Here is a 26,423-nt window from a genome sequence, read left to right on the forward strand (position 1 = left end):
TGTCTTCCTTTTGTTTTTATTGTATTTTTACAACCTTAAAACATTAGAGCTTCTAAGTCCAACTCAACCAGTTAGCCCAATTTACTCTGCGTTTTTAGATTAATTGGTCTGTACTGGCCTTTTTGACGTACTGAATTAAATAGTATTTTTTCGATGAGAGACAACGTGCCATATGAAAAAAATTGGCCTGTATATTTTCGACCATGATTGCAGAGTGCTCGATAACCCTGCACTGACCCAGTTTAGCCAACAGGTCGATGCCCTGATCTGTGTTTATGTGTTGCCTGCACCCAGCACGTTTGACCGCCAATTTAGCCAAACTCATGCCAGTGACGCACAACAGGGGTACATTCACCAAACACTCAGTGAACTTGACGAGAATCTGCGCTTGCTGGGCCAAAAACTGCTCCTTGTCCAGGCACCTATTCAGACTGTTATTGCGCATTATCTCAAAGTTGAGCACATTACCCATGTGGGGCGCAGCATTCATAGTGGCTATTATGAGCAACAACAATGGCAACATGTTCAGCGCCTTTACCCACAACTGCACTATTTTGCTGCCAACAGCAGTCATTTATTCGATCTTGAGCAGCTGCCTTTTACTCTTGACGAACTTCCAACCAGTTTTACTCCCTGCAGAAAACACTTTGAGCAGCTCGACGTCCCTGCGCCCTTAGCAACATTAACTCATCTACCTGCGCCTCCCAAGCACTTAGCCAATGTTGATTTCAAGGAGATATTCCCGCCATTTAATGGCTATTATTCAGGGGGAGAAATTAGTGCCCGCGACCACCTCAACCTCTATTTCGCAAGCGAGGCACCAAAAAGCTATAAAGAGACACGGAATGAGTTAATGGGTGATGATTTTTCGACTAAGTTCTCCGGCTTTTTGGCGCATGGTGCTATCAGTCCAAGACAAATCATGGCATCTTTACGCGAATACGAAGCTTTAAATGGTGCTAATGAGTCGACTTATTGGGTTTATTTTGAGCTTTTGTGGCGAGAGTACTTCTATTGGTATACCCGTAAACATCAGTCTCGATTGTTTTGTTTTTCGGGTGTCAGAAACAAATCACTCACGACCAGTTTTTATCCGAGTCGCTTTAAACAATGGTGCGAAGGCGCAACGCCTTATCCGCTGGTCAACGCTTTAATGCATGAATTAAACGAAACCGGTTGGATGTCAAATCGGGGGCGGCAAATTGTTGCAAGCTGTTTGGTGAATGAGCTACAGCTTGATTGGCGCTACGGTGCGGCGTATTTTCAACAGCGCTTAATTGATTATGATGTCGCCAGTAATTGGGGAAATTGGCAATATATCGCAGGGGTTGGCCCCGATCCTCGAGGCGGCCGTCATTTCCATATCAGTAAACAAACGGCTATGTATGATCCGCACAATATTTTTATTTCCCGCTGGCATGGAGATGCCAATTGCCAAGCAATCACCCAGACTGACATGGTCGACTGGCCAATAAGCGAGCAATCATGACTCCCACTTACTCTACACTGCGTTTAATTCTGGGCGATCAACTCAACGCCCAGCACTCTTGGTTTAAACAAGACACTAAAAACGTGTTGTACGTAATCGCAGAGCTTCGCCAAGAAACGGATTACGCGCCCCATCATATTCAAAAGATATGTGGCTTTTTTGCTGCTATGGAGCAATTTGCGACCGCTCTTCACCAAGCTGGATTTAATGTGTTGCATTTAACATTAGATGACACCCAGCATGATGCAGATTTACCGCATTTACTGACACGATTATGCCAAGAGTATCAGTGCCAGCAGATTGAGTATCAACAACCAGACGAATACCGCTTAGCTAAACAACTGCGCCAACACGACTTTTCGCCTATCAATACACGCTGCGTCGATAGCGAGCATTTCATGCTGCCCTTTAATGATATTACCCAGTATTTTAAAAAAGATAAGCATGTCACTATGGAGCATTTTTATCGAAAAATGCGCAAGCGTTTTGATATTTTAATAGACAATGATCAGCCTCTGGGTGGGCAATGGAATTATGATGCAGATAATCGTGCCAAGTTAAAGAAAACTGATTTAGCCGCTATTCCTGCGCCGCTGTTATTTGACACCGATGTCAGTGCTATTACAGCACGCTTAGCCCGCCATCAAGTGAACACCATAGGCAAGTTAACCGCCCCCTTCATTTGGCCCGTTACTCGCAGCCAAGCTAGGCAGCTGTTAGCTTATTTTTGCCAATATTTACTGCCAAATTTTGGTCGCTTTCAAGATGCAATGACCGCCAATAGTCAACACAGCTGGAGCCTGTATCATAGCCGCCTCTCATTTGCGATGAACTGTAAAATGTTGCACCCTCAACAGGTAATGCAAGCCGCCATGGATGCCTATCATCATTCGAATGGTTTGATTAATCTTGCCCAAGTTGAAGGATTTGTGCGACAAATACTCGGCTGGCGAGAATATGTTCGCGGGGTTTACTGGATGAATATGCCCGACTACAAAACCTATAATACATTGGGCGCTAAGCGCGATTTACCCTCGTATTTTTGGCATGGCCAAACCAAGATGAATTGTTTGAAACATGCAATCAAACAAAGCCTCGAGACCGCTTACGCTCATCATATTCAGCGTTTAATGGTGACAGGTAATTTTTGTTTACTGACCGCAATCGATCCAGATCAAGTCGATGACTGGTACTTAGGTATTTATATCGATGCCATCGAATGGGTCGAGTTACCCAATACTCGTGGCATGACTCAGTTTGCCGATCATGGCATTGTAGCCACAAAACCCTATTCTGCCAGCGGTAATTACATCAATAAAATGAGTGATTACTGCAGTGGCTGCCACTATCAAGTAAAAGAAAAAACCAGCGAAAACGCCTGCCCGTTGAATAGCTTATATTGGCATTTTATGGTTGAACACCGTGAACGCTTGGCAAAAAATCCTCGCATTGGCATGGTCTATCGCAATTGGGATAAACAATCGAGCGATTTACAACAAGCCACGCTGGCTCGAGCAAAATGGTGCCTAACTCATCTTGAGCAGCTTTAGCTGCTCACTATGTCTTTTAAACACTCGGCCGATTTGGTGACGGTAAACTCTGTAATTTCGTACACTGCGATGCCTTCGCGATAAAAAGGATCGTTTTCGAGTAAAATGTGCAGCTCATCACGGCTTTGCATATTGACCAAAATAATCCCACCTGTGCGTGGAACTTTCGGCCCAGAGGCAAGAAAATGCCCAGCTTGGTAGTTATCATCTAAAAAATTGAGATGCGCTTGTAACGCTTCTTCAACTTGACTCAAATTGGTGTGATACGTAATTGAGACAATAAACATTGGGTACCTTTAAATTATTATTTTTATGAAGTCATCGCTTTTAATGCCAAATAAGGCACGATGAATAATATAAACATCAAGAGCTTATATTGAGCAAAATACTTTAGATAAATCAGGTTGAGGTCTTCTTCATTTAAATCAAAAATTTGAGTATGGATTTGAAGGATCCCTTGCTTAAACACAGTCAACATCATAAACACCACACACAGTACCGCGATGCTTATCACACTGGCCCAACCAAAAAATTGTGTTAATTCAGCTATGTTCATATACCATCCTTGTTTAGCGTGAAAAGATTGACCAACTTTAACAAATAGTTACCCGCTTGTAAGTAGATTTTAGCTAAGTTGATTAGGAAGCTCGTCGCTCAGTAAATCGATAAAGGTCCGTACTTTAGCTGAAAGGTGCTTACGACTCGGATAAACCGCATAAACATGGATCTCGGGCTCTACAAACTCTTCAAAAAGTATTTCGAGTTCAGGGTGATCCCAAGCTTCCGTCAGGTAAAAACCCGGTAAGCGAGTAATGCCTTGCCCAGCAAGCACCATTGCCAGTTGGCTTTGACCATGATTGCAGCGGATTTTTTGTTTTACATCCACAACAACTTCGTCGCCCTGTTGATCAACAAACGCCCACCGAGTAGGGTTTTTTAAATTGGCATAACAAATACAGTGATGTTTCGCCAGCTCAAAGGGGTGATGAGGCCGGCCAAATTTTTCGATATACTTTTTGGAAACAATTACATAAGAGCGGGTCGAATAAATACGCTTACAGATCAGGCTCGATTCATCAAGTTGCGGAGCCGCCCGAATAGCCAAATCAAAACCATCTGCAATCACATCTATTTTTTTATCACTGAGATCCCAATCTAAACTGACGTTTGGATAGCGCTCAAGATACTTTGTCACTACTGGGCGTAAATAATGCTCACTAAAGCCAATTGGACAGCTTATTTTCAACATCCCTTTGGGGTTAAGTTGATTGTGGGTGATTAAATCAACCGCCTGCTCCGCATCAATCATGAGTTGTAAACAATGCTGATAAAACACTTCTCCTTCTGGGGTTAACGCAATGGAGCGCGTCGTGCGATTCAACAATCGAGTACCAATACGTGTTTCGAGCTTAGTGATCACTTTACTGACATGCGAGCTGGAATGACCGAGCTGTTCAGCGGCAGCATTAAAGCCATTGCTCTTAATTACTTGCACAAAAATTTCAATTCCTTCAAAACGATTATTAGTCATATAGAAGTAGTCACTTTATTTTTAAGCTATTAATTATTTATGTTTATGAATATACACTAAGGTTATTGAATTTTGCAGTGTTGCTGCTTAATTAACTTACACTTTGAAAGTCATCAGCACGCGACTTTCTCACTCTTTACAGTTGGAGACATAGTATGAACGTATTAGCCTTTGCAGCCTCAAGCTCGAAACAATCTATTAATAAACAATTAGCCACTTTTACAGCCTCATTGGTGAAAGAGGCCAATGTGGAAGTGTTGGATTTAAACGAGTTTGAAATGCCAATTTATAGCAGCGACCGTGAAAACGAGTCCGGTATTCCGGTGCTTGCTCAACAGTTTTTCAATAAAATTACCCAAGCAGACGCTGTGATTATTTCATTTGCTGAACACAATGGTTCCTATACAGCTGCGTACAAAAATATTTTTGATTGGGCTTCTCGTATCAACCAAAAAGTATTTCAAAACAAAGCCATGGTTTTACTTGCCACTTCACCCGGCCCTGGTGGTGCAAAATCGGTGCTCGCTGCTGCTACTGGTTCAGCGCCATTTTTTGCCGCTGATGTGAAAGCCAGTGTGTCCGTCCCAAGTTTTTATGACAATTTTGATATGGACACACAACGTATTGCTAATGCTGATATTTTAGCGCAATTACAGCAAGCAGCAGATCTGTTAGCGCAATAACACTGCCTGCGGATGCATCCGTTCAATCGTCTTTATTGAACTTATTTGAAAGTTTATCAGCACTGCACGGGTCACCTTGGCACTTAAGATTATATTTGGAATTTTTGTGACTAAGCTGACCCAACACAGTGTTTTATATTAGGGGTTGTTGATCTTTAGTGATTATTTAGCATGGGTACTACCATCAGCAATCTAAAATAAATGCTGATTCAGCTAACTAAGTAACTAGTTGGCTGATTAACCGAAAAACCAATAACACACTGCGATTGCTGTCATAATACCGGCTAAGTCGGCAGCCAAGCCACAAGCAATCGCATGTCGGGTATGTTTAATCCCCACCGCACCAAAATAGACCGCCAGCACATAAAAAGTGGTTTCTGTCGAGCCTTGAATGGTGGATGCCAATCGCCCAGAAAATGAATCTGCACCGTGGGTATTCATGGTCTCGAGCATCATTGCACGTGCACCAGAGCCACTAAGCGGTTTCATAAATGCCGTTGGCATCGCATCAACAAAGCGTGTATCACCATTACATAACGCGACTAAATAACGTAGTCCATCCAACAGAACATCTAACGCACCACTGGCTCGAAAAACCCCAATGGCGCATAACATCGCTAATAAATAAGGGATTAAAGAAATCGAAAACTCAAACCCTTGTTTGGCCCCATCGATAAATTGCTCATACACGTTCTGTTTTTTATAGTACGCCCAACAAAAACAAATCAGCACAAACGAAAAAATCAAAAAGTTACTTAATACCGCAGACTGATAACTTAATTGCTCAGCCGCTAAGGTGCCAAAATACAAAACCAGCGCCAATATAGCCGCAACCAAAGTGCCTAAATAAGCCAAAGTAACTGCATGATATAATTTAATTTTTTGTACCCAAGCGACCACTAATAAGCCAACCATAGTGGAGCTAAATGTCGCAAGTAAAATAGGAATAAACACATCCGTCGGTGACGCCGCCCCTTGCTGCGCACGATAAACAAACACAGCTATCGGAAACAGTGTCACAGAGCTGGTATTGAGGACTAAAAACAAAATTTGCGCATTGCTGGCCGTTTCTTTATTGGGATTAATGCTTTGTAAATCATGCATCGCTTTAATTCCCAGTGGCGTTGCAGCGTTGTCTAAACCTAATAAATTAGCCGAAAGATTCATGGTAATTGAACCAAACGCAGGGTGATTTTTTGGTACATCTGGCATTAAACGAGAAAAAAGAGGCGACAATCCCCGAGCAAGGACATCAACCATGCCGGCTTTTTCGGCGATTTTCATCACTCCTAGCCAAAAACACAAGGCACCAATTAACCCAATCGCAACTTCAACTGAGACTTTTGCCATGCTAAATAAGGCTTGCACCATGCGCTCAAACACCAAGCCATCTCCGCCTAACCACATAGCCAATGCAGAAAAAAACGCGATGATAAAAAAAGACAGCCAAATTTTATTTAACATAGAAGATAAGTTCTTAATTACGAGGGTAATATTGTTTCATTAACTATCAGAAAAGTCACAAAAAAATACTCAGAGCTAAAACGATGCAACGAAGGAATAATCGAGTATTCATTACACCTCTTCAGATAATTGGTTTTAATTTACTTTAAATTAACACTAAGCCAATTGATACCTTTAACGTTCAAAGAGTTAAATTATTTAATCGCACCGCGCTTTGCTGGTATTATGGCGCCCTGATAAATCCAAGGGCGAATACATTGGACGCACACACTTATATTCCAGCAGAATTTATTGCTGATGTTCAAAGCTACATTCCACAGCATTTAACCATTGCAGACTACATTGAGAGCTGCCAACGCCCTCTTCGCCCAGCCTTGAGGGTCAACACCTTAAAAACCACTGTGGCTGAGTTTCAGGCCTATGCCGATGAGCACTCTTGGACGTTAACGCCTATTCCGTGGTGTCCCGATGGGTTTTGGTTTGAACGACCTTTAGCACAACAGACTCTTTCAATTGGCAATACCGATATTCATTTAAGTGGTGGTATTTATATTCAAGAAGCCAGCTCGATGTTGCCTGTATTTGCATTGCAACATCAAACAAACTTAGCAGACTGCTGCGTACTGGATATGGCCGCAGCACCGGGCTCAAAAACATCACAATTAGCGGCAGCTATGGATAACAGTGGATTTTTAATTGCCAATGAATTGTCTTCATCACGTTTGAAGTCTCTCAGTGCCAATATGCAACGTTTAGGGGTTGCCAACACGGCGTTATCCCACTTTGATGGGGCTATTTTTGGCTCATATATGGAGCAATGCTTCGACCATATTTTGCTGGATGCCCCTTGCTCTGGTGAAGGCACTGTACGTAAAGATCCAAATGCACTTAAAAACTGGTCTATCGAATCAAATCAGCACATTGCCGAAGTTCAAAAGCAGCTGATTGAGAGCGCCTTTTATGCGCTAAAAACCGGGGGGACACTGGTCTACTCTACGTGTACTTTAACTCCGTTAGAAAACCAACAAGTCTGTCAGCACTTGCTAGAAATGTTTGCTGACCACATTGACGTGCTCCCCCTTGATACATTGTTTGAAGGTGCAGAGCAGGTCGTCACCGACGAAGGGTATTTGCATGTTTGGCCACAAGTTCACGATACCGAAGGCTTTTTTATTGCCAAATTTAAAAAACTTGGCCATACCCCTCACCCCAACCCTCAGGCAAAAAAAGGCGCTTTCCCTTTTTCTGATTTTTCGAGCAAAGAATCACAAGCGTTTATGAAAACACTTACAGATCAGTTTGGTATCAGCCACTTAGCTGGAAATTTGGCGATCCGAGACAAAGAGCTGTGGTTATTTCCAGAGCAATCAACTGATTTAAAAGAAAAAATAAAATTTAGTCGCCTCGGAATTTTAATTGGTCAAACGCACCGCACTGGGGTGCGATTATGCCACGAGTTTGCAACCGCCTTGGGGCATCTCGCCACAAAAAACCATTATGAATTGAGTACTTTAGAGGCTTGTGATTATTTTCAAGGTAAAGATATAAAATTACCACATCCCACTTCGCAGCAAGGTGAAGTGCTACTGACACTCTGTGGCAACGTGATTGGGCTCGGCAAGTGGCAAAAGAATAAAATAAAAAACAGCTTGCCCCGAGATTTAGTCAGGGATAACCAGTTAATAACTTGGGAATAACCTTGCTAAAAGATGTGTCTAAGATGGGAATAAATACGGGCAAACAATTTTAAATTGTTGATTTAAATGACTTTAAAAATATTGGAAATTTTTTCACTTTTTTTTATTTGTTAACTACACTTAATGTTACTTTCACTTCTCCCTAAAGTTTGTGAAATATTTTTGAGTTAGCGCACGGCTCATTATGAGCCATTCCCCTATGCCTAGGACAATTTGGATTAGTCCTAGGCGTTTTTTCTTCTGAAATAGAAAAATCTCACCACAATATTGTAAGCAATTGATTTAATACAGAAAGGATTAAAAAATTGACAGAAATAAGTCAATTAGTGGTTTTCTAGGTCAAATTCCGTAATTTCACCATTTCCGTGCAAAATCACATAGCGGGCTAATTTTTGATCAGCTAACTCAATGATACTAATACCACTTTGACTGACTAGATGCCTTGGATGATCTGCTAATGTGGCATGCTTTTCTACTTTCATTTGCCAGCGTTTTGTAAAAAAGTTCAACGGACTGTATCGACCATAGAAAAAGCTATCGAGTTTATCTAAACAACCCAGTAACGATTTTGGAAATTCGTTTTTAATCCCACTGGCTGTTAATTGCCAAATGCGATTATCACGATTTGAAAAACGCGCTTGTACTGAAAAACAAAACGAGTAATGCACATCTCCAGAGAGTATCAGTGTTTCGCAGGGGGTATCCGCGCGGCGAAAAATATGCATCAGTTTTCTGGCTGCGCCTTCATGGGCCATCCAATTCTCGACATCCACCAATAAAGGCTGGCCGCAAACATTAAAAATAGCTTGAATTGCTTCAATTGATTTAACGCCAAAAACCGGCGCAGGGGACACTAGAATGACTTCATCTTCGCCTTCTAATGAATCTTCTAAAGCACTGAGCTGTTGCCAATCCATTAATCCTGAGGGCTCATTAAAATTTTGCTCGTTACGCCAACGTTGAGTACGTGTATCAATCACCACCACTTTTGGCTGGCAATCGAGTTGATACGACCATGTATCAAACTGTTTTATTTTTTGGTCAAATTTGCTGAAGTCCCAACTAGTCGTGTCATCTCGCTGGCATAAACTAGCTAAAAAGGCCGCCGATAATTTTCCTGTGTCAGCACCACTGTCATTGCCAAACCCTTGAAATAACCAATAACTGATTAAACCATTACAAATAATTCGATTACTGACAGGGTCGTCATACACAGCTTGCTCCCAAGCCGCTGTCAGGTTCCAGTCATCGGTTACATCATGGTCATCAAACATCATGATGGTACAAATATTTGCCATCAAGCGCTCACATTGCCCGAGCCCATTTGCAAACTCGGTTAACATGCGCTGTTGGGACTCAAACGTGGCCAGCTGTTTTTTGTTTAAACACGAAGGCGCTGTGACCGTCAGATCAAGCATTTGCCAAGCATTGGCGCTATAAGTGAGCAAATACAGGGCGATGAATTCTTCAAAAAACACTAAATGGTTTTCAGATTTTAAGCTGGTAAAGTGCTCTAAGTCGCGACGAAGCCAATAACCAAGATCTGTTTTATCGCGTTGTTGCCAAGGTGTATAAGGCAAAAATCGATCGCGATTATACAGTTGCTGCTCTATCGTTGGCGGAAGGGAGATATCTAAATTTTGCTCACGATAAATGCCCAAAACTTCAATTAACTGCTGAATATACAACAGCATGGGGCCTGCCACATCGTCGGCGTAGATTTGGTCGCCCGATAAAATAAGTAGCTGCGCACCCTGTGATTGATTATCGCGTTGCACTTGCTGATCAATGTCTGCCATCGCAAGCGCATCTTCACTGTGATGGTGCGGATTACGACAAGAGCCATGTAAGACACGTGTCAATATGTTGGGAATTAAAAAAGCCGGTAATTGAGCAGAACCATAGCTGTATAGATTATGATCAATCTCAACATCGCTGACTAAGCGATAAGCAATTAGCGTATCAAGAGGCAATCCAGCCTGCGAAGAAATCAGTAAGTGACGTAGATAAAGGTGCTCACCAAGTCGAAATTGTGTTTCGCTAGACGAGTAATCTACTGATATATCAGGTAATTCTATCGATAGTGATGCATCAGAGCTCGTTAAAATACTGATGCACACTTGGTGAGGCTCAGCCCGTCTAACCTGCGGCCCTGTGATTAAAAACGGAATAGACACAGAGTGAGCGTTAAACAAAGACACTTACCCTCGGTTAATTAAATTAAACAAGTTATAAAAATTATCCGTGGTGGCTGTCGCTAATTCTTTGTAAGACACCCCTTTTAAATCAGCAATAAAATACGCTACATCTTGCACATAGGCAGGCTGATTTGTCTTACCTCGATGTGGAACTGGAGCTAAATAGGGAGAATCGGTTTCGATCAACAAGCGATCTAACGGGATTTGTTTCACTACATCACGTAATTCGACGGCATTTTTAAACGTTGCAATCCCAGAGATAGAGATATAAAAACCCAAATCAATTGCGGCTTTGGCCATTTGCCAATCTTCGGTAAAACAATGTAAGACCCCTCCGACTTCATCAGCACCATGGCTTTTTAATAGATTGAGCGTGTCTTGGCGAGCATCGCGGGTGTGAATAATCAGCGGTTTTTTTAATTCTCTGGCCACTTCTATGTGTCCAATGAATGAATCTAATTGAACCTGTTTTGTTTCTTCGCTGTAATAATAATCCAGCCCAGTTTCCCCAATTGCGACTACTTTTGGATCCACGGCAAGTTGACGTAACAAGGCTTTATCTAAGGCATCTTTTTGATCGAGTGGGTGAACTCCACACGAGGCAGACACATCTGGGTAATGCGCTATTTTAGCAAGCATTGATGGAAATTGCTGCAAAGTGACACTCACACATAAAAAGTGTTCAACATCTTTTTGTCGAGCTTGGGCTAAAACCTGGTCTAGGTCTAAATCTAATTTATCAAAATCAAGTCTGTCGAGGTGACAGTGGGAATCTACAATCACAATATCTACTTACTTACATCGTATAGGTAGCATCGCTCGAATTGAGCATGCTGGCTAAAAGGCGTTCTATTTTATCACGAAGCTGATGTTTATCATCGATAAAACCAATGCCAATACCTGGAGGGTTCGCGTTTTGACTTCCTTGAGGGGTCATCCATACGACCGAACCCGTTACGACGTCTTCTTCTAACGCGTCAGGTAAGGTCACTCTCAGTGCCATCGGTTGGCCCATCTCGTACTGCATGTTTGTACGAACAAATAAGCCGCCATTTTTCAAATATGGCATATAGCACTTATATAATTCTCGTAAGTCTTCAAAATCAATTAACAGTTCTTGCAAAATACACCCTAACTTTTAAGTTGCTGCCCGAGCGAAAACACTAACTCACTGACTTGCAGTGGAAGATTGATACCAGATACATTGTCTACCGCTTGTTGGTATTGTGATAAATGCTGCATACATGTCTGATATACTTGAAACTCAATCTGTTGATGAATCAAGCTTTGTTTAATCATTTCGCTGATAAATATCGAAAAGACTGCGATATAGTCTGATTTTTGCTGCAAAATATCAACTAGTAACTGCGGCTCAACCCCATTTTTTATCTGTTGAGTGAGTTGATAAAGTTGATTGATTGCCGCTAGTTCATTATTTTCCTGCCAATTTAATAATAATAACGGCTGGTGGGTAAAAAACTGATGCCAAACTTGTGTTTCTAACTGAAAATTAAGTGATGACAACCAATGGTTCACCTGCACTTGATCCCCAGCATGAAGTTGTACATGAGCACAACGACTTAAAATGGTTGCAGGTAATCGCGCGGTATCGGCACATACCAACAGTAAAAAACGGTTTTTTGCCGGCTCTTCTAAGGTTTTCAATAGTGCATTCGCTGCCGCAACTGTCATATTTTGAGCATTGTAAACCACGACAACCTTATGGCCGTTTTGTCCCGCTGAGCTTTGACAAAAATTGGCAATATTTCGCACTTCATCAACACCTATCGTCGAGCCATCCTCACCAAGTTGCAGGCTATCTGGATGACTATGAGCGGCTAACAAGTGACATGATTTACATTGCCCACACGCAGTCAAATTAACTGGCGATACACACAATAGAGCATCCGCTAATGTCTGTGCGAACGCTTGTTTACCCACTCCTGCAGGACCTTGTAATAACAAGGCATGATGTAATCGTTGTTGATAAAACGAATCACTTATTTGCTGATGAGCGGCATGCAACCAAGGGTACAACATGATTATAACCCTTGGAGAAACTGTTCTAGCGCAGCTTGAATATCACGATGAACGTGTTCAATCCCTTGTGCTGCATCGATGACTTTAATACTGGGATCTTGCTCTGCTATCTCTAAATACTTTGCACGACTACGTTGAAAAAAGCTCAGTTGTTCTTGTTCGATTCGGTCTAATTCGCCGCGCCCTGCAGCCCGAGCTAAGCCAATTTTAGGATCGATATCAAGATAGAGGGTTAAATCTGGTTTTAAATCTTTTAATACTATTTTGCTCAGCGCCGCTAATGTAGCATCATCAATCTGACGTCCACCGCCTTGGTATGCACGAGATGACAAATCGTGTCTATCGCCCACCACCCATACATCATTTGCTAACGCGGGATTAATCACGTTATGGATCAGTTGCGCGCGGGCTGCATACATAATCAACAGTTCAGCTTCTGGGCTCACTTTCTCTTCATGGGAGGCTTTGATTAAAGTTCTCAAAGATTCCGCTAATGGGGTACCACCGGGCTCGCGTGTGTTAATAAATTCGATTTGGTGCTGGGTCAAAACTTGCTGACATAATGCGATAGCAGTTGATTTACCTGCCCCTTCCAGTCCTTCGATGACAATAAATTTGGCGGTCATATTACTTCTTTAATTGATATCGACGCACTGCAGCATTATGCGCATCGAGTGTTTTTGAAAATTGGTGGCTGCCATCACCTTTGGCGACAAAATAATAATAATCAGACTGCAGCGGATCCAACGCCGCTTCAATCGCTTTTTGCGAAGGATTCGCGATAGGTGTAGGCGGTAATCCCTTAATCACATAGGTATTGTAAGGCGTTGGTTGTCTTAAGTGGCTGCGCTTAATATCCCCTTTATAATCATCACCCAATCCATAAATAACGGTCGGATCGGTTTGTAAGCGCATTTTTTTACGCAAGCGATTAATAAACACTGAGGCAATTAACGGTCGCTCTTCTGCAATGCCGGTTTCTTTTTCGATGATAGACGCCATGATTAATGCTTCATAAGCACTTTGATAAGGCAGATCTGCTTGTCTTTGTTGCCAAGCCTCTTTGAGGGCTTGTTGCATTTTAAGGCTAGCTCGTTTTAATAACGAAATATCTGTGTCATTCGCTGTATAAAAATAAGTATCGGGATACAGCCAACCTTCTATATTTTCACCTGTGAAATTTAAGGCTTTTTGTACTTTATCTTTATCATAAATATAAGTTGAGCGCTGAATAAAAGGTAAACTAGCTAGGTTATCAATGACTTGATAAAACGTTTGCCCTTCTATAATGGTAAAACTGAATAAATGCACCTCACCGCGATTAATTTTTTGCACATTGCTCAGAACCGTGCCGGGGTTTAATTGATACATACCCGCTTTAATATCCGTCAATGAAGGATCCAGCTTCGCCATTACCTCTAAACCAAAACAAGATTCAATAAGCTGATTGATTCGCCATTGCTGACATAACTGTTTTAAACCAATCCCAGATTGCACTAAAAATAAACGAGATTGTTCAATCGATAAGGTTTGTAATGGGTATTGTTTTAGCTGCCAATTGACAGCCATAATGGCGACAATACATGCAACAAAAAACGTTAAAAAGATTTTTTTAAGCACTGGGTTCCAACTTTTGTTTTAATTGTTTGGCCAGTTCGAGATCAAAATAGCGATGCTGTATTCTCGTAACAGGAATAAGGCCCATGAGGCTATTACAACAAAATACCGCGTCCATAGCCAACAATTGTTTTAAATCGATTGTACACACAGATATCGCATATTGTGATGTAAGATGTTGTAAATAAACACCTTGGATCCCACTATTTTGCAAAGAAGGTGTAAAAAAGTGATTGCCTTTGACGGCAATTAAATTTGCCATTGACGACTCAATGACATGACCATTTAAATCAAGTACCACAGCATCTTGCCAATGGTTGTCATTAATTTCTTGCTTAATTAATACTTGTTCGAGCCGATTAAGGGTTTTTAGCCCTGCGAGTAGCGGCTGTAGCCCTAATCGCGTTGACGCGATTTCCAGCTCAAGACCTTGCTGGTGTAAGCTCAGATAATGCGACGGATATTCAAACATCGATAACACGATAGTATGGGATTCAATGCTCGGGGGGCCATAACCTCGCCCGCCTTCACCTCGCGTAATGACTATTTTAAGCCCAGCTAAAGACACACCGCAGATGAAATTCATTACGTCCGTGTGTAACTGCTGAAAATCGAGTGCTGAAAACCCTAAACGCTGCTGACAAGTCAGTAAACGAGCGCAGTGCAAATCCCAATGTTCAACTTGACCATCACTAATTTTAGCCGTGGTAAAAAAGCCATCGCCATAATTAAACCCGCGATCAAAAACGGAGATCTGATCACTAGTGAGTGTATTGATTCGTGTTTTTTTCATCACAAAAAAGCCTGGTCAGTACCAGGCTCTCTAAAACGCAGTTCCATGTGGGTATTATACTCATGAAACGGCGTAATGTATTTACACTTTTTTAAACAGTAATGAACCGTTAGTACCACCAAAGCCGAACGAATTACACAGTGCATAGTCAAGTTTGACATCACGTGCTGTGTGCGGCACATAATCAAGATCACAGCCTTCATCAGGGTTATCTAGATTGATAGTAGGCGTCACTTTTTGATCTTGTAATGACAAAATACTGATAATGGATTCCACTGAGCCTGCTGCACCAAGTAAATGACCCATCATAGATTTTGAAGAGCTGACCATCACATCTTTTGCTGCATTGCCAAAAATAGCTTTAACAGCAGATGTTTCTGCCTTATCACCAGCATTGGTTGATGTGCCATGTGCATTGATGTAGCCCACTTGCTCAGCATTAACGCCAGCATCATTTAAGGCATTTTCCATTGCAAGTGCAGCACCTGAGCCATCTTCTGGTGGTGAGGTCATGTGATACGCATCACCACTCATACCAAAGCCAACTAGTTCAGCATAAATTTTCGCGCCTCGCGCTTTGGCATGCTCATATTCTTCTAATACAATCACACCCGCACCGTCTGCCAATACAAAGCCGTCACGATCTTTATCCCAAGGTCGTGACGCCGCTTGAGGATTATCATTACGTGTTGATAAAGCACGTGCTGCACTAAATCCGCCCATTCCGATTGGCGTAGACGCTTTTTCAGCCCCACCGGCAACCATAGCATCAGCATCACCGTAAGCAATCATGCGAGCGGCATGACCTATATTGTGTAAGCCTGTTGTACATGCTGTCACAATTGAAATATTTGGACCTCTTAACCCGTGCATAATTGATAAGTGACCAGAAATCATATTGATGATGGTCGAAGGCACGTAAAACGGAGAAAGTTTTCGAGGGCCACTATTGAGTAATTTAACGTGATTTTCTTCAATCAAGGTTAAACCACCGATGCCTGAACCAACAGCCACGCCAATGCGATTTGCATTGTGATCTGTCACTTCAAGCCCAGAATCTTTAAATGCTTGAACACCCGCAGCAATACCATATTGGATGAATAAATCCATTTTCTTGGTATCTTTTTTGGCCATATATAATGAGGCATCGAAGTCTTTTAATGTGCCTGCGAATTTAGTACCAAAATCTGATGTATCGAAGTGGGTGATAATGTCTATGCCACTTTCGCCATTCAGTAAACCTTGCCAAGTAGACGCAACGTCATTACCTAACGGGGTCAACATACCTAAGCCAGTAACTACAATTCGACGTTTAGCCACAGTGTCCTCCAATGGGAAATATGATGGTTTTTGATTTAGGGGGGTTAAATAGATTAAGGGCAGCGAATGCTGCCCTTAACTTGCTTATCTATTACTCTGCGTGTGCAGTTACGTAATCGATAGCAGCTTGTACTGTAGTAATTTTCTCAGCTTCTTCGTCTGGGATTTCAGTATCGAATTCTTCTTCTAAAGCCATTACAAGTTCAACAGTGTCAAGAGAATCTGCACCTAGGTCATCTACAAATGAAGATTCGTTTTTAACTTCTTCTTCTTTAACACCTAGTTGTTCAATGATGATTTTCTTAACGCGTTCTTGGATGTTGCTCATTCTTCTTTCCTTTATTAAAACGCTAAAGCGTTACTTTTCAGATTGCAGCGTAGTTTACGGTGCAAAATAATGTGATTCAAGAATAAAACCATACTTTTTCAGCTGGTCAAACCTCATGAACCTAAAAACAATCTTTTATCGCTCATTTTAGCAGCGATTTCAACCTAAAATTCAGTAAGATCGTAGAAGTTTAATATTTTTTTAAACAACCACGGTACTCTAGCACTGAGTTTAGATCATGTACATACCACCATTCACATGAATGGTTTCACCTGTCACATACGCACCCGCATCAGATGCTAAGTAGGCAACTGTTGCTGCAATTTCAGCTGGCAGACCTAAACGACCGGCAGGAACATTCGCAAGTGTGGCTGCTTTTTGCTCGTCCGTTAACTCATCTGTCATATCCGTTTGAATAAAGCCTGGCGCCACGACATTTACCGTAATACCGCGCGATGCCACTTCACGAGCCATTGCTTTTGAAAAACCAATGACGCCCGCTTTCGCTGCTGCATAATTAACCTGACCAGCATTGCCCATAGTGCCCACTACAGAACCGATATTGATAATACGACCCGATTTTTTCTTCATCATTGGGCGTAAAACAGCTTTTGAAAGACGGAAGATAGAAGTCAAGTTCGTGTCGATAATATCGTCCCACTCTTGATCTTTCATACGCATTAATAAGTTATCACGGGTGATACCTGCATTGTTAACCAGTACGTCAATATCACCTAAGTCAGCTTTTATGGCTGCTAAAACAACTGTGACTGAATCTGCATCGGTTACATTTAACGCATAACCCTTACCTGACTCACCCAAGTAGTCTGAAATCGCAGCAGCGCCCGATTCACTGGTCGCAGTCCCAGCAACGGTTGCCCCTTGTGCAACCAATGTTTCTGCAATTGCTTTACCAATACCACGGCTTGCACCTGTTACTAAAACCACTTTTCCCGCTAAAGAAAATAAATTACTCATATTAGTTTTCCGTTTAATTATTCTTGGCTAAACACTGCCGCGAACGACGCTAAGTCGTTGACAGACACACAACTGACTGATTTATCAATACGTTTTGCTAACCCAGATAACACTTTCCCAGGGCCAAATTCGTATGTGGTCGTAATGTCTTGCGCGACGAGTGTTTGAACTGTTTCGGTCCAACGAACTGGACTATATAATTGACGAACAAGGGCATCTTTTATAGCGGCTTGTTCTGTTTCCACTGAGACATCAACATTATTAATCACTTTAATGTCAGTGGTATTAAATTCGATATTATTTAAATCATTGGCTAATTGTTCAGCCGCTGGCTTCATTAAAGCACAGTGTGAAGGCACTGAAACTGCCAGAGGTAAAGCGCGTTTTGCTCCCGCTTCTTTACACGCTGCTGAGGCGCGATCAACTGCATCTTTACTGCCTGCAATCACAACTTGGCCAGGTGAGTTAAAGTTCACTGGCGCAACAACGTCACCATTGGCGACACTGTCACATGCTTGGCGCACTAAATCGTCATCTAAACCAATAATCGCAGCCATTGAACCAGTGCCTGCGGGAACAGCTTGTTGCATGTATAAACCACGCTTTTCGACTAATTTAACTGCATCTTCGAGTGATAACACCCCTGCACAAACTAATGCTGAATACTCACCTAAGCTATGACCAGCCATGACGGTTGGTTGTTGGCCACCTTGAGCTAACCAGTGACGATAAATAGCCACACTGGCCGTAAGCAATGCCGGTTGTGTTTTATCAGTTTGATTAAGAGTCGCTTCTGGTCCATCTAAAACTAACTGTGCTAAATCATAGCCTAAAGCCGCTGAAGCTTGTGCGAACGTGGCTTTAACCACTTCAGACTCTGCAAGCAAATCAGCTAACATACCGACAGATTGAGAACCTTGACCTGGAAATAAGATCGCGAATTTTTCTGACATAAAGTTTCTTCTTTTACATGAAAAATAAATAATTGATTAAGGATGATAGAATGAAATTTATTGTTGTGGGAATTTCCAAACCAGCATCATAATAAGCCCACTGACAACATAACAACTTGATTGGTCGTTATTGTTCAGCAGCGCTGTTTTTTAAAACCTGCTCAAATTTGTGCTGAATTTTTTCTGGTAACTGACGCTCAACCTCTCGTACAGCTTCTTTTATTGCTGCATAAAAGGCCTTTTCTGAGGCATTTCCATGACTTTTCACCACAATACCGCGCAATCCTACCAGACTTGCACCATTATACTGGTCGGGGTTCACCCTTTTATAGAGCTTTTTTAAAACAGGAGTGAGTAATAAAGCAAGAACCTTGTAAAAAATGCTCTTATTTAGTGCTTTATTTAATTTGTGGAAGATCAGTTTTGCAATGCCTTCGCATGTTTTAAGGGCCACATTACCGACAAAACCATCACAGACAATGACATCTGCTTTGCCTGTAAAAATATCACTGCCCTCACTATAACCAATGTAATTGAGATCGGGGCAAGCTTGCATCAACTTGGCCGCTTCTTTTATACACTCATGACCTTTAATTTCCTCAGCACCAATATTCAATAAACTCACACGGGCTTTTGTTAGGTTTTGCGCTTGTTCAGCGACAACAGAGCCCATAATGGCAAACTGAAATAAGGTTTGCGCGTCACAAATAACATTGGCGCCTAGGTCGAGTAAGTAAACTGGTTTAGGTGTTTGAGTGGGTACTGAAGATATCAAAGCTGGACGGTTAATGCCCGGGAGCATTTTGAGCACATAATGGGCTGTGGCCAGTAATGCGCCTGTATTTCCCGCACTGACACACGCTTGGGCACGACCAGATTTAACCAGTTCAAGTGCGATGCGCATTGACGAATCTTTTTTGTTTCGCAGTGCTAAAGAGGGTTTATCATCATTGTTAACAACTTCAGAACAATGTTGAATATGAATTCTTGGGTGTGTTAATGCACCACGCTTATCTAATTCAGTGCGAATTAGGCGCTCATTACCACATAGGATAAGTGTAAGGTGTTCAATAGAGTTCACTGCATCGACTGCAGCTGGAAGAGATGAACGGGGGCCGTAATCGCCCCCCATTATATCTAACGCTATGGTTAGATTATTTGGCATAAAATAATCTCTTAATTAAGAAATTAAATTACTTTAACGCCTTTGTAGTAACCGTCAGCAGTTACGTGGTGACGACGATGAGTCTCACCAGAAACTTGGTCAACAGTTAAAGTTGGTCCGCTGATCGCATCGTGCGAACGACGTGTGCCGCGTTTTGCACGAGACTTTTTGCTTTTTTGTACAGCCATTAGCCTTCTCCTAAGAGTTTTTCTTAAGTTGTTTCAAAATTTCAAATGGATTTGGTTTATCATCTTGTTCGTCAATTTCACCAAAGCTTAAAGGCTCTTCTGAATAACGACAAGTTGATTCTTCATGCATTGGTACTATAGGTATAGCCAAAATCAGTTCATCTTCGATAAGCTGATGAAGATCGACCTCACCTTCCTCATTTAACTCAACAACTTCATAGTAGTCAGGCAAATGATCAGACGATTTGCCCGCAGCAATCGCTGCATAAGCTAAGTCTATTTCCAAATCCAACCCAATATCCCCATTACAGCGTTGGCACGTTAAAGTAACTGATGTATTCGCGTTTCCGTAAATCGCCAGTCGCTCTTGCGCGTCATACTTGCAATGGATTTTTACCTGTACCTCGCCTACTTCATCTTGTACAAGTTTCTCTAAACGAGAAAGCTTGTTGAGCTCCACAATACCTTCATAAGCAAGGCGTTGTTTTGCTACTTTTACAGGATCAATAGTCTTAGGAATCTTTACCTTTTGCATAGGGGCTGCATCATATAGATAGTTACCAACATAGTCAAAATAAAAATAAACTTTCCTTTGCATTTCGCACCTTAGGGGCCTACTCTGCTCAGAAATTGCATTATCACATAGGAATCATATGACCGCACGCATCATTTTAGCTTCTACTTCCGTGTTTCGTCAGTCTCTTTTGCAAAAATTCAATATTCCCTTTGAGGTCTGCTCACCCCGAGTTGATGAGACCGCTATTGAAAATGAAACAGCCGAAGAGTTAGTGAAACGATTAGCCATAGCGAAAGCCCAAGCAGTTGTTAAACAAGGTGACGCCGGGATTGTCATTGGTTCAGATCAAGTGGCGTTATTCAAGGGTCAGATATTAGGCAAACCCCATACTCGAGAAAATGCCATCGCACAGTTAATGAAGTTCAGTGGCCAAAAAGTGCAGTTTCTCACCGGGCTGGCGTTAGTCAATTCAGCGACACAGGAAGTGCAAGTCACTGTTGAAACCTTTAATGTCTACTTTAGAACTCTCACTGAAAAACAAATAGCGCAATACGTTGACGCTGAGCAGCCACTTAATTGCGCCGGGAGCTTTAAAAGTGAGGGTCTCGGCATTTGCTTATTTGAACGTTTTGAAGGACGAGACCCTAATTCATTAATTGGCTTGCCTTTAATGGCTCTCAACGAAATGCTACTAACCTGGCAAATTGATATTTTGTCGATGCAGGGATAAATCGAGACATCAATAACACGCTATTAGACGTACTCCAAGAGCTGTTGGAGCTCATCAATCACCACTATCGGATGGTACGGTAAAAGCTCTTGGGCACGACACACACCAAAACTCACACCAATTCGATCCATGTTGATGGCCTGCGCCATTTTTAAATCTATCGTTGTGTCGCCTACCATCACCGCTTGCGACACACACACATTCGCTTCATTCAGTAATTGATTAAGCATATCGGGTGAAGGTTTTGAGTCTGTTTCGTCTGAACTGCGACTTAAATCCACATATTGATCTAGCCCAGTTTCATTTAATAGACAATCTAAGCCGGGTCGTCCTTTTCCTGTTGCTATCGCAATCTTATAACCGCGCCTTTTTAATGATTGCATGACTGATTTTGCACCATCAAATAAAGGAGTCGCGATTGTCGATGATTGATAATGGTGCTTGTATGCATCAATTAATTGCGCGTGCAACATGCTATGAGAGGGATACAAAGTGTCAACCGCTTGAGGGAGGCTCATACCAATAATTGATTTGACAGATTGTGCACTAACAGGAGCTAATTGACACGATACGGCAGCATTGTGCATCGCACTCACAATACGAGGCACCGAATCCATTAAGGTGCCATCCCAATCAAAAATGACCAGCTTATAACGCATGATCTTCACGTAATTTGATAATCGTACGCTTAAGTACTGCATCCAATGGCGCTTCAACACGCATTGTTTGCTCCAGTTTTGGATGATAAAAAGCCAGATCATGGGCATGTAAAAATAAACGGTTTAAACCAAAACCTTTCATTTTGTCATCAAATTCAGTGATGCCGTATTTGTCATCACATGCAATTGGATGCCCTTTACATTGTGTATGAACACGAATTTGGTGAGTTCGACCCGTAACTGGTGAGGCTTGCACTAAGGTGCCATCACGAAAACGTTCTAAGACACGAAAACGGGTGTGTGAGGGTTTCCCTTCTTCGTGATCGACCCTGACCACACGCTCACCTGATTGCAAAGTGTTTTTACGCAGTGGCTCAGTGACATTTTTTGTCTTAGATAACCATTCACCAGATACCAATGCCCAATAATTTTTTTCCATGGTTTTTTCACGTAACTGATCATGGAGACTTTTTAATACTGAACGTTTTTTCGAAATCAACAAACAACCTGATGTATCCCTATCTAAACGATGCACTAACTCAAGGCTTCGCTCTTCAGGGCGTAATGTCCGCATGGCTTCGATTAAGCCATAACTTAAGCCGCTCCCACCATGAACCGCCATGCCAGACGGTTTATTAATCACGATTAGATATTTATCTTCGTACAAAATCGCATCTTCTAGACGGCTAATCACATCTAGATTTTTAGGCACAAACTCTTCTTTTTCGGCCATTTTAATCGGTGGAATGCGTACTTCGTCACCCACTTGTAACTTATAAACTGGTTTGATCCGTTTTTTATTAACACGTACCTCACCCTTACGTAAAATTCGGTAAATGGCGCTTTTTGGCACACCCTTTAACTTCGTTATCAAAAAGTTATCTATTCGCTGCCCATCATGGTCTTCTGTAACTGTATGAAAAATAACTTGCGTTCCGAGTTTTTCTGACATTGCCTAATCACTGATTTGAGTAATAATTTTAGTTGCTAACAGGTAATGAATAGTGGGATAATCCGACCGTAAATTACCTGTTAAACAGGAATTTTGGTGCTTTTTTGCACAAAAAGGAAGTGGTGCTGCACACTTCGGATACAAGATCATACAGATACAAGCTAAGTTTTCCAAAGCTTTTAATAGATATCCGAATAACTCGTGCCTTCAACCTACGACGGTGAGCGTAATATATCGTCAGAACCGTTGAACACCCTGCCTTCAAAAAAGCGAACGTAACGATTTTGTCAAAACTTATATGGCGAATATTGTTCAGTTTGAAAAGCGTAATACTATCTCCCCCGACAGACATCCAGTCGTGAGACTGCACAAAAATAAAGGGGTGTCTGAACTGATGATAATGAACCGTATAAGCAAGCAAGACACATAAATAGAGTAACAATATGAAACGTATGCTAATCAATGCGACGCAGCAAGAAGAAATGCGCGTGGCACTGGTTGACGGTCAGCGCTTATACGATCTAGATATCGAAAGCCCTGGTCACGAACAGAAAAAAGCCAATATCTATAAAGGTAAAATTACCCGCGTAGAACCTAGTCTAGAAGCTGCATTTGTTGATTATGGTGCACAGCGTCATGGCTTCTTACCCCTCAAAGAAATTGCCCGTACTTACTTTCCTAAAGATTATAACTTCAGTGGTCGTCCAAACATCAAAGATGTGATCAAAGAAGGTCAAGAAGTCATTGTTCAAGTAGACAAAGAAGAACGAGGCCAAAAAGGTGCTGCGCTAACAACATTTATCAGCGTTGCAGGTAGTTACCTTGTTTTAATGCCAAATAACCCACGAGCAGGTGGTATATCACGGCGCATTGAAGGTGATGAGCGTACTGAATTAAAAGATGCGTTAAGCCGTTTGCAACTTCCTAAAGGTATGGGACTCATTGTACGTACCGCGGGTGTGGGTAAATCATTCGAAGAACTCGATTACGACTTAAAAGCATTGCTTATCCATTGGGATGCCATTGTCACAGCATCAGAAAAAGGTCCAGCTCCTTTTTTGATTCACCAAGAAAGTAATGTGATTTTCCGTGCAATTCGCGACTATTTACGTCGTGACATTGGCGAGATCCTTATCGATAAAGCGCGCGTTTTTGAAGAAGCAAAAGCCCACATTGAGCGCTTCCGTCCTGATTTTATGAGCCGTGTAAAGCTATACAAAGGTGATGTACCTTTATTTACACACTATCAAATTGAAAGCCAAATTGAATCTGCCTTCCAACGTGAAGTGCGTTTACCTTCTGGTGGTTCTATTGTCATTGATCCAACTGAAGCGCTGACTTCTATTGATATCAACTCATCAAAAGCAACCAAAGGCGGTGATATTGAAGAAACCGCTTTTAACACCAACTTAGAAGCTGCGGATGAAATTGCCCGTCAATTGCGTTTACGTGATTTAGGCGGCCTGATTGTTATCGATTTTATCGATATGACCCCTCCTCGTCATCAACGTGAAGTTGAAAATCGCTTAAAAGACGCCGTACGCCCAGACCGCGCACGTGTCCAAATAGGTAAGATTTCACGATTTGGTTTGTTAGAGATGTCGCGCCAACGTCTTCGCCCGTCTCTTGGTGAAGCGAGCCAAGGCACGTGTCCTCGTTGTAATGGTCAAGGTACTATTCGCTCAAACGAATCTATCGCATTATCGATTTTACGTCTTATCGAAGAAGAAGCGATTAAAGACAATACAGCGCAAGTCAACGCACAAGTGCCTGTCAATGTTGCTGCATATTTGCTGAACGAAAAACGTCGCAGTGTCCGCAGTATTGAAAAGCATCATGGTTGTGATGTCGTGATTATTCCTAATCAACACATGGAAACACCGCATTACGAAGTTCAGCGCTTAAAGAGCGATGATACAATCGAAACAGTGAGCTATGGCCAAATCAAAAAGCCGGACACTTACACACACGATGTATCTAAAGTACAAAAAATTGAGAAAGAGCAGCCTGTTTTACAAGGTGTGATTACACCGACCGCCCCTGCTCCTACTAGTGCACCAAAAGCAGCGACTAAACCAGAAAACAAACAATCAAGCGGCGAAAGTATTTTCACTAAGCTCGCTAATTGGGTTAAGGCACTCTTTGCTGCAGAAGAGAAAGAGCCAGAAAAAGACACTAAAACGACCAGCCAGCCGCCGCGTCGTAACAACCGTAATCAAGATGGGCGTAGACGTAATAACCGTACGCGTAACCCACGTCGAAATGGTGAAAACACAGATAAAGACGTTCAAACAGCAGATAAGCCTCAACGGGATTCTGTCGAAGCACGTGAGCCACGTAATAAACGTCGTCGCAATTCACCTAATCGTAAACCCGTTGCTGATAAAGAAACCAATGACTTAAATACAGAGACTGAACAAAAGTCAGTACCTAAAGTCAAAGAACGTCGTCAACGTCGCAATGTACGAAAAAAAGTCCGTTTACAAGATGAGCAACCAGTTGTAGAACAACCGGCTCCTATTGTTGCTGACGAATCGATTATCGATGAAGCGCCAGTTGTCACTGTTAAAGAAGTGATCACACAACCTGTTGTAACTGAGTCACAACCACAAGTTGCTGAAGTTCAAGCTGAGCACATCACTGAAACTGACAAAGCAGCAACTCAAGATGCCGATGCAATAAAAGCAGAACAGCTTGAAGCAGATGCTCAATCAACTGATGCAGATGAAAAAGAACCACGCAGTCGCTCTCGTCGTTCGCCACGTCATCTTCGTGCCGCAGGTCAAAAACGTCGTAAACCAAATGAGTCTAACGAATCTGCCATTGTACTCGAGACGGTTGAATCACCAGGGTTTGTGCCAGTGGCCGATCAAGAAATGGCCGCACAACAAGCTGCTCAAGATTTAAACTCTGATGCACCACTGACTCAAGTAGTACCTACTCCAGTGAATGAAACTGTTGAAGAAGCTATTGAGACCACTAAGGCTGCAGAGACTGTTGAAGTAACACCTGAAGTCATTGTTGAAACCACAGAATCAGCATCGGTTAATACCGACAGCGAAGATCAGCCTGTGGCCGTACAAGCTCCAGAGCAAGACACTGCACCTGTCGCTGAAGTTGAATCGACACCAGCGCAAGAAGTAGACAACAGCGTTGAACCCGTTGTTGAGACGCAAACTACTGCTGAACCTGAAGTGTCTGAAGCAATCGTTGAAACAGTGGTGGAAGCTGTAGCTGAAACAATCGTTGAAACGCCTGTTGAAACCACAGAGACAACACCTGCCGTGGTCAGTACAACCCGTGCAATTGCCCGTGCAAGTGCACCGATGACCAAGCCTACTCAAGTTGAGTCTGGTGAAATCATCACAATCCCAAGTGCGATGCCTGCAGATTTAAGACCTGTTACAGTGCAAAGCCAGCCTTCTGGCTCGGTTGCACCAACAAGTCGTGCTAGCGCACCTATGGCTAAACCTGCTGAAGTTTAAATCTCTGCAGTGATAAAAAAAGCAGCTCATTTGAGCTGCTTTTTTTGTATCTGATGTTTAAAGAACCAGCACTGAGAATTATCAAT

The 26,423-nt window shown here is 42.2% G+C and carries 26 protein-coding genes; 6 read left to right on the forward strand and 20 right to left on the reverse strand.

All coding sequences use genetic code 11. The features are described from left to right. The first annotated feature begins 172 nt into the window (after nucleotides 1-172). Complete coding sequence (locus tag PULV_RS07000) at nucleotides 173-1,489, forward strand: DASH family cryptochrome (protein ID WP_193331288.1); 1,317 nt, start codon at nucleotides 173-175, stop codon at nucleotides 1,487-1,489. Then, complete coding sequence (locus PULV_RS07005; RefSeq protein WP_193331289.1) at nucleotides 1,486-3,039, forward strand: cryptochrome/photolyase family protein; 1,554 nt, start codon at nucleotides 1,486-1,488, stop codon at nucleotides 3,037-3,039. The genes PULV_RS07000 and PULV_RS07005 overlap by 4 nt, the downstream gene beginning before the upstream one ends. On the opposite strand, the gene PULV_RS07010 is transcribed toward PULV_RS07005, so the two are convergent. The 3 genes from PULV_RS07010 to PULV_RS07020 form a co-directional block, all read right to left on the reverse strand. Next, nucleotides 3,036-3,326, reverse strand: coding sequence for a YciI family protein (locus PULV_RS07010; protein ID WP_086742192.1), 291 nt, complete (start codon nucleotides 3,324-3,326; stop codon nucleotides 3,036-3,038). The two genes, PULV_RS07005 and PULV_RS07010, sit on opposite strands and share 4 nt — an antisense overlap. A gap of 23 nt (nucleotides 3,327-3,349) precedes the next feature. Further along, nucleotides 3,350-3,595, reverse strand: a complete 246-nt coding sequence (locus PULV_RS07015) for a DUF6868 family protein (RefSeq protein WP_086742193.1) — start codon at nucleotides 3,593-3,595, stop codon at nucleotides 3,350-3,352. 69 nt (nucleotides 3,596-3,664) lie between these two features. Then, nucleotides 3,665-4,570, reverse strand: a complete 906-nt coding sequence (locus tag PULV_RS07020) for a LysR family transcriptional regulator (RefSeq protein ID WP_193331290.1) — start codon at nucleotides 4,568-4,570, stop codon at nucleotides 3,665-3,667. Nucleotides 4,571-4,725: 155 nt separating this feature from the next. Between PULV_RS07020 and PULV_RS07025 the strand changes: the two genes are divergently transcribed. Then, nucleotides 4,726-5,253 (forward strand): NADPH-dependent FMN reductase, encoded by a 528-nt coding sequence (locus tag PULV_RS07025; RefSeq protein ID WP_193331291.1) that lies wholly within the window; start codon nucleotides 4,726-4,728, stop codon nucleotides 5,251-5,253. A gap of 237 nt (nucleotides 5,254-5,490) precedes the next feature. On the opposite strand, the gene PULV_RS07030 is transcribed toward PULV_RS07025, so the two are convergent. After that, nucleotides 5,491-6,717: a nucleoside recognition domain-containing protein gene (locus PULV_RS07030; RefSeq protein WP_193331292.1), complete on the reverse strand. Its 1,227-nt coding sequence runs from the start codon at nucleotides 6,715-6,717 to the stop codon at nucleotides 5,491-5,493. A 257-nt stretch (nucleotides 6,718-6,974) separates the two neighbouring features. Here PULV_RS07030 and rsmF point away from each other — a divergent pair, with 257 nt between their 5' ends. Further along, complete coding sequence (gene rsmF / locus PULV_RS07035; RefSeq protein ID WP_193331293.1) at nucleotides 6,975-8,414, forward strand: 16S rRNA (cytosine(1407)-C(5))-methyltransferase RsmF; 1,440 nt, start codon at nucleotides 6,975-6,977, stop codon at nucleotides 8,412-8,414. A 323-nt stretch (nucleotides 8,415-8,737) separates the two neighbouring features. Here rsmF and PULV_RS07040 read toward each other — a convergent pair whose 3' ends face one another. The 14 genes from PULV_RS07040 to yceD form a co-directional block, all read right to left on the reverse strand. Beyond that, nucleotides 8,738-10,609: a metallophosphoesterase family protein gene (locus tag PULV_RS07040; RefSeq protein WP_193331294.1), complete on the reverse strand. Its 1,872-nt coding sequence runs from the start codon at nucleotides 10,607-10,609 to the stop codon at nucleotides 8,738-8,740. Nucleotides 10,610-10,615: 6 nt separating this feature from the next. Beyond that, nucleotides 10,616-11,395: a TatD family hydrolase gene (locus PULV_RS07045; protein ID WP_086742198.1), complete on the reverse strand. Its 780-nt coding sequence runs from the start codon at nucleotides 11,393-11,395 to the stop codon at nucleotides 10,616-10,618. A gap of 13 nt (nucleotides 11,396-11,408) precedes the next feature. Continuing rightward, entirely contained in the window at nucleotides 11,409-11,735 is a 327-nt protein-coding gene (locus PULV_RS07050; RefSeq protein ID WP_086742199.1) for a PilZ domain-containing protein, read from the reverse strand. Nucleotides 11,736-11,743: 8 nt separating this feature from the next. Continuing rightward, nucleotides 11,744-12,652: a DNA polymerase III subunit delta' gene (gene holB, locus PULV_RS07055; protein ID WP_193331295.1), complete on the reverse strand. Its 909-nt coding sequence runs from the start codon at nucleotides 12,650-12,652 to the stop codon at nucleotides 11,744-11,746. Between the two features lie 2 nt (nucleotides 12,653-12,654). Then, nucleotides 12,655-13,278 carry a dTMP kinase gene (gene tmk / locus PULV_RS07060; protein ID WP_086742201.1) on the reverse strand — a complete coding sequence of 208 codons (624 nt, stop codon included), beginning with the start codon at nucleotides 13,276-13,278 and terminating at the stop codon, nucleotides 12,655-12,657. Between the two features lies 1 nt (nucleotide 13,279). After that, nucleotides 13,280-14,272, reverse strand: coding sequence for an endolytic transglycosylase MltG (gene mltG / locus PULV_RS07065; protein ID WP_227009371.1), 993 nt, complete (start codon nucleotides 14,270-14,272; stop codon nucleotides 13,280-13,282). Further along, nucleotides 14,265-15,062, reverse strand: a complete 798-nt coding sequence (gene pabC / locus PULV_RS07070; RefSeq protein ID WP_193331296.1) for an aminodeoxychorismate lyase — start codon at nucleotides 15,060-15,062, stop codon at nucleotides 14,265-14,267. Before pabC ends, mltG begins: the two co-directional genes overlap by 8 nt. An 81-nt stretch (nucleotides 15,063-15,143) precedes the next feature. Next, nucleotides 15,144-16,382, reverse strand: a complete 1,239-nt coding sequence (fabF, locus tag PULV_RS07075; RefSeq protein ID WP_193331297.1) for a beta-ketoacyl-ACP synthase II — start codon at nucleotides 16,380-16,382, stop codon at nucleotides 15,144-15,146. A gap of 91 nt (nucleotides 16,383-16,473) precedes the next feature. Further along, entirely contained in the window at nucleotides 16,474-16,710 is a 237-nt protein-coding gene (gene acpP / locus PULV_RS07080) for an acyl carrier protein (protein ID WP_009840252.1), read from the reverse strand. A gap of 231 nt (nucleotides 16,711-16,941) precedes the next feature. Further along, nucleotides 16,942-17,688: a 3-oxoacyl-ACP reductase FabG gene (fabG, locus tag PULV_RS07085; RefSeq protein WP_193331298.1), complete on the reverse strand. Its 747-nt coding sequence runs from the start codon at nucleotides 17,686-17,688 to the stop codon at nucleotides 16,942-16,944. A 17-nt stretch (nucleotides 17,689-17,705) separates the two neighbouring features. After that, complete coding sequence (gene fabD, locus PULV_RS07090; RefSeq protein ID WP_193331299.1) at nucleotides 17,706-18,641, reverse strand: ACP S-malonyltransferase; 936 nt, start codon at nucleotides 18,639-18,641, stop codon at nucleotides 17,706-17,708. Between the two features lie 127 nt (nucleotides 18,642-18,768). Continuing rightward, nucleotides 18,769-19,806 (reverse strand): phosphate acyltransferase PlsX, encoded by a 1,038-nt coding sequence (gene plsX / locus PULV_RS07095; protein ID WP_193331300.1) that lies wholly within the window; start codon nucleotides 19,804-19,806, stop codon nucleotides 18,769-18,771. Nucleotides 19,807-19,829: 23 nt separating this feature from the next. After that, nucleotides 19,830-19,994 (reverse strand): 50S ribosomal protein L32, encoded by a 165-nt coding sequence (rpmF, locus tag PULV_RS07100; protein WP_086742207.1) that lies wholly within the window; start codon nucleotides 19,992-19,994, stop codon nucleotides 19,830-19,832. A 10-nt stretch (nucleotides 19,995-20,004) separates the two neighbouring features. Then, entirely contained in the window at nucleotides 20,005-20,529 is a 525-nt protein-coding gene (gene yceD / locus PULV_RS07105; RefSeq protein WP_086743165.1) for a 23S rRNA accumulation protein YceD, read from the reverse strand. 118 nt (nucleotides 20,530-20,647) lie between these two features. Between yceD and PULV_RS07110 the strand changes: the two genes are divergently transcribed. Beyond that, nucleotides 20,648-21,241, forward strand: a complete 594-nt coding sequence (locus PULV_RS07110; protein WP_086742208.1) for a Maf family protein — start codon at nucleotides 20,648-20,650, stop codon at nucleotides 21,239-21,241. Between the two features lie 23 nt (nucleotides 21,242-21,264). Here PULV_RS07110 and PULV_RS07115 read toward each other — a convergent pair whose 3' ends face one another. Both PULV_RS07115 and rluC read right to left on the reverse strand, forming a co-directional pair. After that, nucleotides 21,265-21,900 carry an HAD family hydrolase gene (locus tag PULV_RS07115; RefSeq protein ID WP_193331301.1) on the reverse strand — a complete coding sequence of 212 codons (636 nt, stop codon included), beginning with the start codon at nucleotides 21,898-21,900 and terminating at the stop codon, nucleotides 21,265-21,267. Then, nucleotides 21,890-22,852, reverse strand: a complete 963-nt coding sequence (gene rluC, locus PULV_RS07120) for a 23S rRNA pseudouridine(955/2504/2580) synthase RluC (RefSeq protein WP_086742210.1) — start codon at nucleotides 22,850-22,852, stop codon at nucleotides 21,890-21,892. The genes PULV_RS07115 and rluC overlap by 11 nt, the downstream gene beginning before the upstream one ends. Nucleotides 22,853-23,295: 443 nt before the next feature. On the opposite strand from rluC, the gene rne reads away from it, so the two are divergent. After that, nucleotides 23,296-26,337 carry a ribonuclease E gene (rne, locus tag PULV_RS07125; protein ID WP_193331302.1) on the forward strand — a complete coding sequence of 1,014 codons (3,042 nt, stop codon included), beginning with the start codon at nucleotides 23,296-23,298 and terminating at the stop codon, nucleotides 26,335-26,337. Nucleotides 26,338-26,423: the final 86 nt, after the last annotated feature.

Source organism: Pseudoalteromonas ulvae UL12 (assembly GCF_014925405.1).
GTDB lineage: Bacteria > Pseudomonadota > Gammaproteobacteria > Enterobacterales > Alteromonadaceae > Pseudoalteromonas > Pseudoalteromonas ulvae.

Excerpts from the sequence above, each read along its gene's own strand:
- PULV_RS07000 (WP_193331288.1), top strand. The coding sequence starts at position 173 with ATGAAAAAAATTGGCCTGTATATTTTCGACCATGATTGCAGAGTGCTC.
- PULV_RS07005 (WP_193331289.1), top strand. The coding sequence starts at position 1,486 with ATGACTCCCACTTACTCTACACTGCGTTTAATTCTGGGCGATCAACTC.
- PULV_RS07010 (WP_086742192.1), bottom strand. The coding sequence starts at position 3,326 with ATGTTTATTGTCTCAATTACGTATCACACCAATTTGAGTCAAGTTGAA.
- PULV_RS07015 (WP_086742193.1), bottom strand. The coding sequence starts at position 3,595 with ATGAACATAGCTGAATTAACACAATTTTTTGGTTGGGCCAGTGTGATA.
- PULV_RS07020 (WP_193331290.1), bottom strand. The coding sequence starts at position 4,570 with ATGACTAATAATCGTTTTGAAGGAATTGAAATTTTTGTGCAAGTAATT.
- PULV_RS07025 (WP_193331291.1), top strand. The coding sequence starts at position 4,726 with ATGAACGTATTAGCCTTTGCAGCCTCAAGCTCGAAACAATCTATTAAT.
- PULV_RS07030 (WP_193331292.1), bottom strand. The coding sequence starts at position 6,717 with ATGTTAAATAAAATTTGGCTGTCTTTTTTTATCATCGCGTTTTTTTCT.
- holB (WP_193331295.1), bottom strand. The coding sequence starts at position 12,652 with ATGTTGTACCCTTGGTTGCATGCCGCTCATCAGCAAATAAGTGATTCG.
- tmk (WP_086742201.1), bottom strand. The coding sequence starts at position 13,278 with ATGACCGCCAAATTTATTGTCATCGAAGGACTGGAAGGGGCAGGTAAA.
- pabC (WP_193331296.1), bottom strand. The coding sequence starts at position 15,062 with ATGAAAAAAACACGAATCAATACACTCACTAGTGATCAGATCTCCGTT.
- acpP (WP_009840252.1), bottom strand. The coding sequence starts at position 16,710 with ATGAGCAACATCCAAGAACGCGTTAAGAAAATCATCATTGAACAACTA.
- fabG (WP_193331298.1), bottom strand. The coding sequence starts at position 17,688 with ATGAGTAATTTATTTTCTTTAGCGGGAAAAGTGGTTTTAGTAACAGGT.
- fabD (WP_193331299.1), bottom strand. The coding sequence starts at position 18,641 with ATGTCAGAAAAATTCGCGATCTTATTTCCAGGTCAAGGTTCTCAATCT.
- plsX (WP_193331300.1), bottom strand. The coding sequence starts at position 19,806 with ATGCCAAATAATCTAACCATAGCGTTAGATATAATGGGGGGCGATTAC.
- rpmF (WP_086742207.1), bottom strand. The coding sequence starts at position 19,994 with ATGGCTGTACAAAAAAGCAAAAAGTCTCGTGCAAAACGCGGCACACGT.
- yceD (WP_086743165.1), bottom strand. The coding sequence starts at position 20,529 with ATGCAAAAGGTAAAGATTCCTAAGACTATTGATCCTGTAAAAGTAGCA.
- PULV_RS07110 (WP_086742208.1), top strand. The coding sequence starts at position 20,648 with ATGACCGCACGCATCATTTTAGCTTCTACTTCCGTGTTTCGTCAGTCT.
- PULV_RS07115 (WP_193331301.1), bottom strand. The coding sequence starts at position 21,900 with ATGCGTTATAAGCTGGTCATTTTTGATTGGGATGGCACCTTAATGGAT.
- rluC (WP_086742210.1), bottom strand. The coding sequence starts at position 22,852 with ATGTCAGAAAAACTCGGAACGCAAGTTATTTTTCATACAGTTACAGAA.
- rne (WP_193331302.1), top strand. The coding sequence starts at position 23,296 with ATGAAACGTATGCTAATCAATGCGACGCAGCAAGAAGAAATGCGCGTG.